Annotated in this window: 12 protein-coding genes; 6 read left to right on the top strand and 6 right to left on the bottom strand. The window is 43.3% G+C overall.

The genetic code is table 11. The features are described 5' to 3' along the window. Positions 1-17: 17 nt before the first annotated feature. A complete protein-coding gene (locus tag R7E51_RS05605; RefSeq protein WP_005375494.1) occupies positions 18-1,838 on the top strand; it encodes a putative bifunctional diguanylate cyclase/phosphodiesterase in 1,821 nt (606 codons plus the stop codon). Between the two features lie 106 nt (positions 1,839-1,944). Here the strand turns inward: R7E51_RS05605 and R7E51_RS05600 are convergent, their stop codons facing one another. Together R7E51_RS05600 and R7E51_RS05595 are read right to left on the bottom strand one after the other, a co-directional pair. Continuing rightward, entirely contained in the window at positions 1,945-3,228 is a 1,284-nt protein-coding gene (locus R7E51_RS05600; protein ID WP_025768471.1) for a peptidoglycan DD-metalloendopeptidase family protein, read from the bottom strand. Positions 3,229-3,352: 124 nt separating this feature from the next. Further along, positions 3,353-3,982 carry a hypothetical protein gene (locus tag R7E51_RS05595; RefSeq protein WP_206957799.1) on the bottom strand — a complete coding sequence of 210 codons (630 nt, stop codon included), beginning with the start codon at positions 3,980-3,982 and terminating at the stop codon, positions 3,353-3,355. Positions 3,983-4,182: 200 nt separating this feature from the next. Here R7E51_RS05595 and R7E51_RS05590 point away from each other — a divergent pair, with 200 nt between their 5' ends. From R7E51_RS05590 to R7E51_RS05575, 4 genes are all read left to right on the top strand, one after another. Continuing rightward, positions 4,183-4,584: a GFA family protein gene (locus R7E51_RS05590; protein WP_017821610.1), complete on the top strand. Its 402-nt coding sequence runs from the start codon at positions 4,183-4,185 to the stop codon at positions 4,582-4,584. Between the two features lie 153 nt (positions 4,585-4,737). Then, positions 4,738-5,409, top strand: coding sequence for a YoaK family protein (locus tag R7E51_RS05585; protein WP_005375484.1), 672 nt, complete (start codon positions 4,738-4,740; stop codon positions 5,407-5,409). Between the two features lie 455 nt (positions 5,410-5,864). Beyond that, positions 5,865-7,229 (top strand): YjiH family protein, encoded by a 1,365-nt coding sequence (locus R7E51_RS05580; RefSeq protein ID WP_017635848.1) that lies wholly within the window; start codon positions 5,865-5,867, stop codon positions 7,227-7,229. A gap of 436 nt (positions 7,230-7,665) precedes the next feature. Further along, a complete protein-coding gene (locus R7E51_RS05575; RefSeq protein WP_017821611.1) occupies positions 7,666-9,537 on the top strand; it encodes a methyl-accepting chemotaxis protein in 1,872 nt (623 codons plus the stop codon). 144 nt (positions 9,538-9,681) lie between these two features. Here R7E51_RS05575 and R7E51_RS05570 read toward each other — a convergent pair whose 3' ends face one another. The 3 genes from R7E51_RS05570 to R7E51_RS05560 form a co-directional block, all read right to left on the bottom strand. After that, positions 9,682-10,029 (bottom strand): hypothetical protein, encoded by a 348-nt coding sequence (locus R7E51_RS05570; protein WP_017821612.1) that lies wholly within the window; start codon positions 10,027-10,029, stop codon positions 9,682-9,684. Positions 10,030-10,261: 232 nt separating this feature from the next. Beyond that, the gene (locus tag R7E51_RS05565; protein WP_017821614.1) at positions 10,262-11,419 is read right to left on the bottom strand and encodes an amino acid permease; all 1,158 of its coding nucleotides are present in this window, start codon (positions 11,417-11,419) and stop codon (positions 10,262-10,264) included. A 723-nt stretch (positions 11,420-12,142) separates the two neighbouring features. Beyond that, positions 12,143-12,454, bottom strand: a complete 312-nt coding sequence (locus R7E51_RS05560; RefSeq protein WP_005375472.1) for a hypothetical protein — start codon at positions 12,452-12,454, stop codon at positions 12,143-12,145. 141 nt (positions 12,455-12,595) lie between these two features. On the opposite strand from R7E51_RS05560, the gene R7E51_RS05555 reads away from it, so the two are divergent. Next, positions 12,596-12,928: a helix-turn-helix transcriptional regulator gene (locus R7E51_RS05555; protein ID WP_005375470.1), complete on the top strand. Its 333-nt coding sequence runs from the start codon at positions 12,596-12,598 to the stop codon at positions 12,926-12,928. 110 nt (positions 12,929-13,038) lie between these two features. On the opposite strand, the gene R7E51_RS05550 is transcribed toward R7E51_RS05555, so the two are convergent. Beyond that, complete coding sequence (locus tag R7E51_RS05550) at positions 13,039-13,419, bottom strand: hypothetical protein (protein WP_005375467.1); 381 nt, start codon at positions 13,417-13,419, stop codon at positions 13,039-13,041. Positions 13,420-13,538 lie beyond the last annotated feature (119 nt).

The raw sequence follows: 13,538 nt of genomic DNA, 5'->3' as shown, positions 1-13,538 counted from the left end.
GCTAGGTGAAATGCTCGATGGGTCAGGTACAAATCAGTTTCCACAAAATTGATGAGATATTGAAGCTAAACGGCACGGCTCAGCTAAACCGAGTCACGTTAGATATTCATCAACACTTGCAGAGCCATTGCACTTGCGTTGTAGAAGTTGCGCATCTTCAGCATTCGGCTCATACCATTTCCTTCGCCAGCAATGGAAAAATTACAGACAACCTAAGCTACCACCTTTCAGGCACCCCCTGTGAAAAAGTGGCGAAAGACATTGGCGAACATATTTTCTATCAAGACCAGGTATACAAGCGTTTTCCTGAAGATCAGATGTTTCAAGAAGATGGCATTCAAGCTTACATTGGCCTGCCATTGAAGACACAAAATGGCGAAGTTCTGGGAATTTTACTGTCTACCTTTACCCGAAGCATCCACGCGAAAGAAGCGCAAGATATCCTCGACTTCCACCGATTTTATGCCAATGTCATTATTCATAGCTTACGTGAAAAGTGGGTCAGTGAACGTTCAGATAAGCTTCTTAATCAGCTTAGCTATGAGGTATCGCATGATAACCTAACTGGACTGCTCAACCGTAGCTGTTTAGCTGATACCTTGGAGACATTAACGCAGCAGGCGACTCGCCCATTCAGTTTGGCGTATCTTGATATCGATAATTTCAAATCGATCAATGATATCAACGGAAACTATATCGGCGACCAAATCATTAAGTTCACAGCTAACGCCATTCAACAGAGCTTGTCGTCGCCAAACAATGCGTTCCGTGTTGCAGGAGATGAATTCGCCTTCATCACGTACGACGAAGATCCTGTCGCCGTGTGTCAGGAAGTACTCGACAAAATTGAAAGCGGCTACAGCGACAAATCTAACCGGATTTCTTTCACCGTTAGTATTGGTATTGCACGTGCCCCAGTACATATGTTGAACAGCGATGAGCTGATTTTGAATGCCAGTCTCGCTCTCAAAGATTGTAAAAAACACCGCGATACACGGATTCAGCATTACGACACACACCTTAGTGCGTTATACCACCGTAGGACGCAGCTTATTGAGGCAATGCGAATCCAGCTAAGTACTGATATACAAGACAGCGATGAGTTGTATGTAGTGGTTCAACCGATCGTCGATATCACGAGCGACCGCTGGAATTACTTTGAAATTTTGACTCGTTGGAATAGCAATATCTATGGAAATATCTCTCCAGCGGAGTTCATTGAAGCTGCCGAGCAATCAGGCCTGATTATCGAGTTAGGTGAACGGATTATTGAACTCGCGTGTATCGCAAAGCAAGAACTCGAAGCGAACCTAGGCTATAAAGTCAAACTCTCCATCAATTGCTCAGCGTATGAGCTGGTTGATTCCAACCGTTATATTAATCACTTAACCAACATGGTTGAAAAGTATCAGCACGAAGCAAAAGACTTTGTTATAGAGCTCACCGAGACCGTCTTACTCTCACAAAGTGGCCGTGAACAGATGGTACTTAACTCGTTGCGATACTTGGGTTTTAAAGTCGCACTGGATGATTTTGGTACGGGATACTCAAGCTTGAACTATATACACAATTATCCGATTGATAGCATCAAAATCGATGCTACCTTTGTGCAGAACATGCTCTCAAATACAACCTCTGAACAAGTAGTGTTTTTGATAGCACAATTGGCAGAGCTGCTTGATGTGGATTTGATTGCCGAAGGCGTAGAAGACGATAGAGCACTACAAAAGTTAATTGAAATGGGCTGCCACTACATCCAAGGTTATTTTTACTCTCGTCCACACAGTGTTGAAGAAATCGTACACCTGATAAATGAACGTGAAGTGCGGAGTGCCTAACGTACTGAACAGACTGCTGTCATAGAATTCAAATCTAGTTAATGCACAAAGTAAAAGAGACCAAGCTATGCTTAGTCTCTTTTTGTTTTTTAAGCGAAGTACTTTATTACAGCACTGCTTTCTCTTTATCGCGTAATAGTCTATCCATTTCATCTCTGTTCGCGACAAAAGTAGCCATCTCTTTCTTAGGAACAGAACTCGCCATTGGGATATTTGCTCGCATAGCGTTAACTGGACGGCCGTATTCAATCAACTCATAGTGAAGGTGTGGCCCAGTCACTCGACCTGTTTTACCAGAAAGACCGATACGCTGGCCTCGAGAAACCTTTTGCCCTTTCTTCACCAAAATCTTACTTAGGTGTAAGTAACGGGTTTTGTATTTGCTGCCGTGCTCAACAACCACGTAGTTACCCGCATATGGGTGTTTACGAGTCATGATCACTGTACCATCACCAGTAGAAACGACTGGTGTACCGGTTGGTACAGCAAAGTCAGTGCCGTTGTGCGGCGCAACACGCCCCGTTACTGGATGTAAACGATTAGGGTTGAAGCCAGAACTGATACGCCAACGACTACTTACAGGGTAACGCTGGAATGCGCGCTGTAAGCTTTCACCTTTGGCATTGTAGAATTGACCATCAGTATGAAGGTAAGCGGTGATCTCGCGGCCGCGATTATAAATCTTAATCGCCTCAATTTCGTTCTTACCTGTTGGTACACCATTGATGCTTTGTGAGCGACGAACAACTTCAAATCGATCACCTGCACGAAGATCACGTCCAAAGTTAAGTTGTTCTTTGAGTAAGCTTACGACTTGACTCACTTCCGCCGACGTTAAACCTAAACGACTGGCAGAAGAAGAAAAACTGCCTTGAATAACGCCAACTAAAGGTTCTTGGCTCCACACGCCAGGAATGGAAATATCAGTAAAGTCATAGCTACCATCACTATTCAGCTTGTAGACCACTTTATCTGCAATAGAAAATTGCAGTTCCATTTTCGCTAACTCGCCTGTTGCATCATCACGCCAGAAACGGAGCGTATTGCCCGGCTTAAGTGTATCAAGTGCCAAGTAGTTCAAATCCGTTTCCATTACTTTCATTAACGAGCTGTAACCGAAACCGAGCTGACTAAAAATAGTGCTTAGGTTGTCGCCTGCTTGGATTTGATATTCGAAGTTCGGGGGAGTGACAACTTCGGCAGTTGTCGCATCAAGAATTTTTTCAACGACCTGAGATTCAGGTAGGTTCAATGCGATGGTTTTGGTTAAAGATGACTCTTTGAGAGAGTGAGAAACACCAATCGCAACTAAAACTGGCAAGGAGTATAACAGCAGCGCTCTACGACTTGTCAGATTCGGCAACCGTCTTGTAATTTCATTTGTAGACACGGGAATTACTATCTCCTTTCAAACAAGGCTCATAGCTTATGCATTCCCGAATAAGAAATCACTAGGAAATTTCGAGATCTAGCGCAGAAAATACTGAATTTTTACAGAACTCAAAAAAAATTCATCACTGTTGCATATGTAAGTTATTCCCTACACGCTGTAATGTGGATGAATTGAATTGATTTGGCTTGTCTGCCATTGCTTGATCGTCACCGTGCGCTAAATATGAAAGCGTGATAGTTGTATCACTTTTCCATTCGAGCTGAGTAAATTTCACGCGGTCACCAACAAAAATACTGTCTAAAAGGACAACTCGGCTCGGCACGGGGTCAAACTTGAACAAGCCAACATAGTTAAACGAACCGCTACCTTGTGTCGTTACAATCATCGGTGCAACAACCCATGAAACACCTTCAATCTCACGCTGGCTAATCGACGCAGTTGGAACAAGTACCTCACCTTTCGTCACACCTGCATCATAGTCACCGATCAAATAGCCGTTTTCTTTATCCCACTCATCAAGAAAAGTGACCGCACCCTGCTCGGGTACTTGGATCGTCCAAGGGTTACGTGCAGTGATGCCAAGCGTCTCTTGCACAATAACGTTAGTTTCTACTTCTGTTTGAGGAAACTTAGCCATGATCTCGTCATCAGACAAACTAAAGCGATAAACACCCGCGATCACAACCACAACCAATAAAACGATTGGAATAAGTAGAATAAGTGGTATCGGCAGGATTTTTTTGTGAGTCATGAAGACTTCCTTGTTTCAAGGTATAAACGAAAAGCGAGTATACCATTGTATACCCAAATGATTTCACCTCTTCAAGTGTTTCAAAATTAAACTAAACTGATTGTATCCAAATAGTTTCAAGTCCAGAGCTCATAACGAGCTAGTGACATAAGCTCTGTGCTCTAGGTCTATTGGTGTATTGGGACAAATAGGTAATCACGATGACAAAAACCATTCATACATGCGAGTGCGCCTGCGGTTTAGTTGAGATCCGTTGTAAGGGAGAGCCCACCCACACGTCTGTCTGCCATTGCTTCGAGTGCCAAAAACGAACTGGCAGTGTTTTTGGGGTACAAGCTCGCTTTGAAAAAGAGCACGTCACTTTAAACGGTGAAGTCACTAGCTATACCCGAATTGGCGATGATGGCGGTGAGGTTCAGTATGACTTTTGTCCATCCTGCGGCACAACAATGAGGTTGTTTGTTTCTGCATACCCAGAAATCATGATCATTCCCGTCGGTCTATTTACCGATAAAGAGTTCCACCAACCTACCGTTTCAGTCTATGAACAAATGAAACACGGGTGGGTGAGTTTCGAATGCACAACGGAACACATCTGCTAGCGAGCAATCCGCGTTCACGTATTTATTTTGGCTCGGACAACCGCCCTATAAGTGAGATTTTTTTGAGAATGATCAATCGAGTTTTACTGTAAAGGGTTTCGTAACTCGGTGTGAGCGTTATAATCGGCTCCTAATATTTGGTGGGGGTTTATTGTGATTTCCAGACTTCCTCGTTGGGTGGAATATGGCGCGTTTCTACTAGCTCTTCTCGCGGGCTGCGTCAACGCCGTTGGTCTTCTCGGCTTTCAACACCAAGCGATAACTCATCTTTCGGGAACCGTAACTCAGCTAGGGAACAGCTTGCTAACAGGTGTGGATAGCTCCATTCACCTGCTCTTCATCGTATTTAGCTTTTTGATTGGCGCTGCCTTTAGCGGCTTTTTTATTGAAAGCAGTGCGTTAAAACTAGGGCGAAGATATGGTGTTGCACTGTGCATAGAAGGGAGCTTGCTCTTACTCAGCTTGGGCTTTTTGGTGCAAGGGGATTTGTACGGCCAATATCTAGCATCAGCAGCATGTGGATTACAAAACGCAATGATCACCACGTTTAGCGGCGCAGTAGTCAGAACCACACATATGACCGGAATCATCACCGATCTAGGGATTATGATTGGAGAGAGCTTGAGAGGTCGTCAATTTGACCGACGTAAAGCAAAATTATTCCTATTCATTTTCTTTGGCTTTTTGTTTGGCGGCGTCGCGGGAGCGGCTCTATTTACGGTATATGGTTTATATACGCTGGTTTTCCCAGCAATATTGGCTTTTTCTACGGCTCTGATTTACTGGAGTTACCTATACATACTTAGCCGTCAACAAAAAGCATAAAATTTCGATCCGATTGAAGCGACATGCTTCAATCGGATTTGGCTCAATAGGTTCACACTGCAACGGTACAAGAAACGCTGAACGGTATTTTGACACCACTAAAAACCTTAGAATAGATAAGGCTAACTGAATTTCTGGCTAAGAAGTTAGTCAGATCAAAATCACATTTGTTTACCATTTTATTATTCCAGTCACAATGCGCCCCATAATTCACTGCGCAATTCGCCTCTCGTGCTACAATTTTCTAACACAAGCAACATATTCGCATACACTTAGACGTTATTTGACCAATTACCCGACAAATCGGCTGAATAACTAGATGTATTTAATGAATAGTATTGCAATGGATGCAGTTTGCGGGTACCCTCCGCAAAACTGTGATTAAATACGGATGTTTAGTGAATATTTATGTCATGGAAATGGCAAGTATTGACTAGTAGTAACACGAGACAACTATGCATAACACCACTAATGCTACTGAAGCTCCTAAGGGCAACTTTTGGATGTTTTTCATCCCTTCCCTAATTGGTCTTCTACTCTTTATGGCTCCGATCTCTTACGATGGCGGCCTAACCATTCCCGTTGCAGTGATGGCAAAAGTCATCCCAGCGGTGTTAGGCGATACCTTGATTGCTATCGTCACCAGTATCATCGCTTTCATGGCCGTTGCTTCTGTTCTTTGCAAAATTTTTAAGCCAGCTGCAATTTTACGTAATGGTTTTTTAAACGGTCTCTTCAACCCATCTCCACTTTGGCTCGTTGTTCGTTTAATCGGCGGCGCTGCCGTGTTAATGACGTTTTTCCAAGTGGGTCCAAAAGCAATTTGGGAAGAGAACACTGGCGGGCTTGTTCTTACTGGTCTCCTACCTACTCTGTTTGCCGTTTTCATTTTCGCGGGTTTACTGCTTCCGCTTCTTTTGAACTTCGGTCTTCTGGAGCTATTTGGTGCGTTACTCAGTAAAATAATGCGTCCGGTATTCAACCTACCTGGCCGCAGTGCAATTGACTGTATGGCATCTTGGTTAGGCGACGGAAGTGTTGGTATCTTGCTAACCAGCAAGCAATACGAAAATAAGTTCTATACTCAGCGTGAAGCGGCTGTTGTCGGGACCACTTTCTCAGCAGTATCGATCACGTTTAGCTTAGTTGTTATCGCTCAGGTAAAACTAGAGCACTTATTTTTGCCTTTCTACGGCGCTATCTGTCTAGCTGGTATCGTAGCTGCGATTATCATTCCTCGCCTGCCTCCGCTTAGTCTGAAGAAAGATCGCTACATTGACGGCAGCAACCCAGATAAAGACGCAGATGCAGTGCCAGAAGGCCACACCACATTCTCTTGGGGTATGGATCTAGCTCTTAAGCGTGCTGGTCAAGTCACATCGGTTCAGTCTGTATTTAAAGAAGGCGTACACAACGCAGTCGACATGGTATTTGGCGTACTACCTGTAGTGATGGGTCTTGGTACCGTCGCATTGGTGATTGCAGAATACACGCCTGTATTTGCAATTCTGGGTCAACCGTTTATCCCATACCTAGAGCTACTGCAAGTCCCTGAAGCTGTTGCAGCATCACAGACAATCGTTGTTGGCTTTGCAGATATGTTTATTCCAGCAATTTTAGCGGCCTCAATCGATAACGAAATGACACGTTTTGTTATTGCAGCAATGTCAGTAACTCAGCTTATCTACATGTCGGAAGTAGGTGCCCTACTATTAGGCAGCAAAATTCCAGTAAACATTGTAGAGCTCTTCGTAATTTTCATTTTACGTACGTTAATCACGTTACCTGTGATTGCTGGCGTTGCTCATCTTATTTTCTAAAATCGAGACGTCAATTAACAAAGGCTCCGCATCGTCGGGGCCTTTTTTATACCTAAAACTCCGTCCACATTAGGCTTTTAGTAAAAAGCTCATAATTTACGAAGACAAAACTTCAACAAAACACCTTTCAGCACCAACAAAATTTTCATCACCTCACCTGTAAAGCCAGTTAATGCCACTGTTTGTTAAGCAATTCTTTTCATTATGACGATTTCATTAATCGAGCTCGCAAACATGATCACACTCACAAGTTTTAACGTAAACTATCGTTTTGTTTAAATTTAGTTAAAAAAGACGACAAATGAGTTCATGTTTTTGACAAAGATGTCGATAAAAATATAACCAAACACAATAGGTTTCTCTTTATGCCCAATTCGCTCGGTTTAAAAGAGGCGAAAGCAAAGTGGAACCAACCGGGAGAATCAGAGGAAAGCTCATGAAATTCAGACATAAGGTTGTCACAGCCTCTTCATTTTTGCTGCTAATTACCGTGTCGTTATTGTCGACACAACAAGTTATGACCATCCGCTCCCAAACTCAGGAGCAAATCGACTCAAGTGTCAACGAGATATTGACCAGTGTTGGTAACACTGTGCAATCAGAAATGAATGCAAAGAAGGATCTCGCTCGCTCCATTACTGAAGTGATTGAGCTTGATCCCAGTTCACATAGCTATGTTCAAAACATACTTGAAAGACCCACGCCAAAAAGCAGCTTCCTTGCCATCGGTTTTGGTTATGAAAGTAATGGCTTTGTGATTGAAAATGACGACGGCTGGGATGCGGGTCCAGACTACGACCCACGTCAGCGTCCTTGGTTTATTGCAGCTAAGAGCAAAGGCGATTTGGTCGTAACCGATCCGTACGTCGATGCGTCTTCGAAAAACGTTATCATCTCTGTTGGTACGCCAGTAAAAGAAAATGGCCAGTTTTTAGCCGGTATGTTTTATGACCTCGAATTAACTACCCTTTCAGATCTGGTCAACCAAGTGAATCTGTTTGATGCTGGTTACTTATTTCTGGTCACCGCTGATGGCACAACCATTGCTCACCCTCAAAGTAAATACAACGGTGAGAAAGTCGGTAGCTACCTCCCACAAATCGAACTTACGCAATCAGCACAACATGTTGAGATTGATGGCAACCGCTACATGGTTAACCTGACTCACATTCCTGGAGAGAACTGGTACGTAGGTTCGGTGATCGATGAAGCGGTTGCCTATTCTGCCGTAGGAGAGCTCCGTAACAACGCTATTATTTATTCAATCATTGCCGTGATTGCATCTATTATCGCCCTAACTCTGTTGATTCGCACTCTCATGCGTCCTTTGGACACGCTAAATAATGCGATTAAAGATGTAGCATCAGGGAAAGGCGACCTTACACAACGCCTCGAAACAGATACTGACCAAGAGTTTTCTGAGCTTGCCACAAACTTCAATACGTTCATGGAGAACTTACAACAGCAAATCATTGAGTCGAAACGTATTTCTGATCAAATTTTAAACGGAACTCAAATCACCGCTGAGGGCGCAAAAGACTCGGCAGGCGCAATTCACACTCAGCTGCAAGAGCTAGAACAACTTGCTACCGCGATGCATGAGATGTCTGTCACCGCGACAGAGGTTGCTAATAATGCGCAAGGTGCGGCAAGTGCAGCCAAAGAAGCCGACCAAGCAACGGTTGAGGGGTCTTCTATCGTTGGTGAATCGACACAAACGATAAACATGCTTTCCGATAGCATTGACCTTGCAGTCGAAGAAGTACAAGTGTTGGAATCTGCTACCGCTAATATCGAAACGATTCTAAAAGTCATCAACGATATTGCGGACCAAACAAACTTACTCGCGTTGAATGCCGCAATCGAGGCTGCACGTGCGGGAGAATCTGGCCGAGGCTTCGCCGTTGTTGCAGATGAAGTACGTACACTGGCACAACGTACTCAAGAGTCGACAACAGAGATTCGTACTATGATTGAGCAACTACAATCTGGCGCTTCATCTGTGGCAAATGCCATGCATCAAAGCAAAGGTAGTGCTATAGAGGCCGTTGAAAAAGCGGGTTTAGCAAATAGTGCGTTACAACGCATTCGTGACGCGATTCAGCGTATTTCAGATATGAACTTGCAAATTGCCTCAGCAGCGGAAGAGCAAAGCCTTGTCGCTGAAGAGATCAACAACAATACGGTGAATATTAAAGACCTATCGACTCAAGTCGCCGAATCGGCAAATCGAACCAACGACGCGATGCAGGCGCAACAAGAAGATGTACATAAACAAGATCAAATCTTAAATAGATTTACTGTCTAACACTCATTTAAGCGAAAACAGCGAGCACCGGCTCGCTGTTTTTGTTTTTAACCCTCTACCCTAGTATTGGTCGATGTTACATGTGCCATGTTGGTGCTATTAAGCTCAACATTACAAGAACGCCGACTATGTGTCCTTTCAAGTTTAATTGAACTCGACATGGATATAGCGATCATTAGAACGACGATAATAGCGGTCGTCCACTTTTAGATAAGTGAAATCTCCAATCTTTATGTAGGTACTATTCCGAGGAATTCGGTCATGGTAATAGTAACTGCGCCTTGGTCGTCGGGTCTCCACATAAATAACGTCACGATGTTTGTGTTTATGTTTATGCTTGTGCTTGCGCTTGTGTTTATGATGGTGGTGATGTGCATGATGGTGATCGTACCGATGTCCATGCTTATGCTTCGGGTCAGCCACCGCTTCTGTACTCAACACACCTAAAGACAACATAACGCCAACCATGGCAAAAGATAATTGCTTTGACACAACAGAGCCTCTTATTCATATCAACATCGATATAATAGAAGGGTGAATCACTGTACATGTCAGCCTTTCGCTAAGGAGTTTTACTAAAAAGTCAGCGCTAACCGTGATTATCAGAGAAACGTCAAACATCACAAATGCTGATGACTTTGAGTGGCCTGGGTTCGGCTATGAATACAAAAAAGCCGCCCGTTTGACTACGAGCGGCTCAGTTTTTAAATAAGCTAGCGTGATTTTATACTGCTTGGGCAAACAGCAAGAAACAGCCGAATAGGAAGATCATGCTCATTCCCATTGCGCCGCCACCAGCTTCATAAATATTGTCATCTTCTACCGGCACTTGGCGCACTTTCATGGTCATTGATAATGGGACAAAGACCGCGAGAAACACGAGAATAATCCCCGCGTAGCTGAGAATAGCTAGGAAGTGTTCTGGCGCAAATACAGCACCTAATAGTGGTAGCACAAAAGTAGTAACAAAAATCACTGGCTTACTTGCTTTCAGTAGGTCTGCATTTTGATCGTATAGCGCCATTGCAACACCTAAGAACGACGTTAGTAGTGCCAAACCAGTAAACATGGATAGGATGAACTCTAAGCCCTCGTATTGCTGACCTAGTACCGATATCAACTCTGTTACGTTGGAGTATTGAACAAGCTCATGAGGTGGTAGGTTGCCGACAACCGCTAACAACCATAATAGGTAACAAACAAGCGGAATAGTTGAGCCCACGATAATCATATTACGCAGCTGTGTTTTACTCGCTTCTTTGTTGTAAGTTACAAGCGATGGGATCACGACCATAAAACCGAAACTGGTGAAAAGCACCGAACTGGTTTTGATAAGTGCCATTTTATCGTCGCTCACAACCTCATCAAGTCCTTCAAACGAGACGCTTGGTGCAAGCGCAAAAAGTGTCAGGATCAGCGCTACGATCATGCCTAGGAACAAACCGCGATTCAGCTTATCTACTACCCCTGTACCTGCCGAAACAATGATACCAACTAAAAGAGTAAAACCGACTTGGCTTGAGATCGTAGATGTTGGAAGCCCAATTGAGGCTGTTACTTTTTGTACCAGATCACCCGCACCAATGATGTAAGCCATTAATAGACAAACTAACAGGGCGTAAAGCAAGCTGTTGGTTACCAACTGACCTCCTTTACCAAGCGTTTCGCGAGCAATTGCATTCATGCTCACACCACCACCTACTTTGCAACTGGCTTCAAGAAGGAGCAGCGCAGCATAAGTCGTTCCAGCCCAGATGAACAACATAAGAAGAGTGCCCCAAAGGAGGCCAAATTGAGCAAGCACCATTGGTATAGCAAGCATACCAGCGCCAAGAGCAGTACCTGCAACGATCAGGGAGCTGCCGACAAGTTTTAGGTTCACGGTTAATACCTCTAAATTCAATCCGTTAATTTCTCGCCAGTTGTGCTTTATCTAAAGCACACAACAAAACGCTCCGACTTAGTCAAAATTTGGTTACAAGAGCACTATGTTACAAGAGCCCTGTATGGCTAAGAAAACATGCAACAAAAGGTGGTTAATCATTTGCACATGAACACTTGAGAGTCATTTTTGGCGATGTCATCGTTGATGAAATGTGCGCAACTTTGGGTTCGAAGCAAAATTGTTCATCTTAATTCATCAACCCCATTCGTTATGAATGGATTTGGTTCGAAAAGATTGTAAGGCATAAGCAGGACGATTGAAAAGCAAAAGGTCAATCTTATAGCGATATATTTTAACAACTCTTATCTTTTACCTAAGATGTGTTGTTTTTTTCGTCACTAATTAGTCTTTTATCGCTTAAAGAGAAGGAAGAACGTGCTCAATGGCTCAATTTGGCTGGGTGTACAGATTAATTTACAGTTTAAGTGAAGGTGTTAGATTCCAAGGACGTAGCCTAGATCGGACAATATCGCTATTATTCGCTGCGTACCGACACTGTTTGGTTCACATACCTCTAAACACTGATTTACGGTTCGAAAATATAGGTAAATGAGTGTCCGAATGCTGGGTGTGGTTCCCCAGCATTTGCATCCTTTCTTTTAGATGTCATCAATTGATCGAAATTGCATAAATCTTGTATCGCCCGACTTTACGACTGTGTTAATACGCTTTATCTAGCGCGCCAATGATATAAGTTAACACTGGAATACCCATATCGGCGACCTGCTTCTCAGTCTCACTCATATTTTCATGCGCCATCCGCAGCTCTACTTCACTTATCGATTCTTTGTGAAGGTAAAGCTCTTTGTAGTTCATCAATCGCTGTTGTGACTGTTGAATCAGTGTCACAACATTCTCTTTAGTCTCACGATGTTGCTGATCAATTTCACTAAATAAATGATCTAAAATGCGTTGCATTTTGCGAATAGAAGCTTTCGTTTCTATTGATTTGTATGATTGATACTTTTCCATTGAGTTAATAACTGACTAAAATATTTACGTTTTTATAAGACAGTTATTTTTATACTGATTGCAAAGCAGGTAAATATGTGGTGGTTAAACTGGTCCACTTCTTGCTCCGTTTAGGTCAAAACTGTCCTTTCAGGAGAGCACATGCAGGTAGACCCAATAATTCAAGCACTGATCGCAAGACGAAAATCGAATGGCCTCTCCCGTGAGCAAATGGCAAACATCGCTGGAATGAGCGTAAAAACATATCAAAGGATCGAGCGCGGAGAGTCCGATCTTAAACTCTCACAATATCGTGCCATATTGCGTTCGCTTCATTTGACTGACCTAGATATTGCTTTAGATGTACGTGATGTTCAGCATGTCACAGCAAATGACTTAACGGCCGTAGCGCGATTGCTCTCACCGGAAGCTCAGTCCCTGCTCGTTCGCCTGTTATCGTTAATCCTTGAACAAAAGAACAAGAAAGGTGATTAACCACATTACTCATACTCAAACGATGAATGCCCTGTTGAGCGTTGAAACATGAACCGTTTAGACAAAAAAAAACTCGTCAAATGACGAGTTTTATTCTTTATATCAGTCCGTTACTCTAGGCTTTTCAATTCCGATGTATCAACGCCTTTTATTGCATCTTTCGCCACTTTATCAGGATCAAAGACATCACGTTCTTCATATGAATTATCAATCATGCCTTGTCCTATCGCGGTCGCCTGCTTTTGTAACTTGTTACCCTCTACCTCACCAGCATCCCAGCCTTGTCGATAATCTGAGTCGGTTTGATACCTTGTTTCGTCCTTAATATAGTGTTCAAAATCATTCCCTGCCTCTTGCATACCACTATGCCGACCGTCATGAAAGCCTTGGATATAAGCTTCATCATAACCGCTCTCTTTTAACGCGCTGTCACTCGTACCACAGCCTGAGAGGAGAACAAAAAATAGCGAAACGAATACCTTATGAAACATATTTAGGCCTCAAAGCTTTCAAATAAATTAATCATAGTTCGCGATTTCAACTTCTGCTTACTTCAGGCTATTAGATAGCATTGTGACTCGACGAAGCCTGTGAACTTGAGTCCCTACAG

It is taken from the genome of Vibrio sp. Vb1166 (assembly GCF_033338695.1).
GTDB lineage: Bacteria > Pseudomonadota > Gammaproteobacteria > Enterobacterales > Vibrionaceae > Vibrio > Vibrio alginolyticus.
The sequence above is the reverse complement of the archived record's forward strand: the minus strand, read 5'-3'. Positions and strand labels throughout refer to the sequence as shown.

What these genes read in the sequence shown, in the direction of transcription:
- R7E51_RS05605 (WP_005375494.1), top strand. Translation starts at nt 18, where the DNA reads ATGGGTCAGGTACAAATCAGTTTCCACAAAATTGATGAGATATTGAAG.
- R7E51_RS05595 (WP_206957799.1), bottom strand. Translation starts at nt 3,982, where the DNA reads ATGACTCACAAAAAAATCCTGCCGATACCACTTATTCTACTTATTCCA.
- R7E51_RS05590 (WP_017821610.1), top strand. Translation starts at nt 4,183, where the DNA reads ATGACAAAAACCATTCATACATGCGAGTGCGCCTGCGGTTTAGTTGAG.
- R7E51_RS05580 (WP_017635848.1), top strand. Translation starts at nt 5,865, where the DNA reads ATGCATAACACCACTAATGCTACTGAAGCTCCTAAGGGCAACTTTTGG.
- R7E51_RS05575 (WP_017821611.1), top strand. Translation starts at nt 7,666, where the DNA reads ATGAAATTCAGACATAAGGTTGTCACAGCCTCTTCATTTTTGCTGCTA.
- R7E51_RS05560 (WP_005375472.1), bottom strand. Translation starts at nt 12,454, where the DNA reads ATGGAAAAGTATCAATCATACAAATCAATAGAAACGAAAGCTTCTATT.
- R7E51_RS05555 (WP_005375470.1), top strand. Translation starts at nt 12,596, where the DNA reads ATGCAGGTAGACCCAATAATTCAAGCACTGATCGCAAGACGAAAATCG.
- R7E51_RS05550 (WP_005375467.1), bottom strand. Translation starts at nt 13,419, where the DNA reads ATGTTTCATAAGGTATTCGTTTCGCTATTTTTTGTTCTCCTCTCAGGC.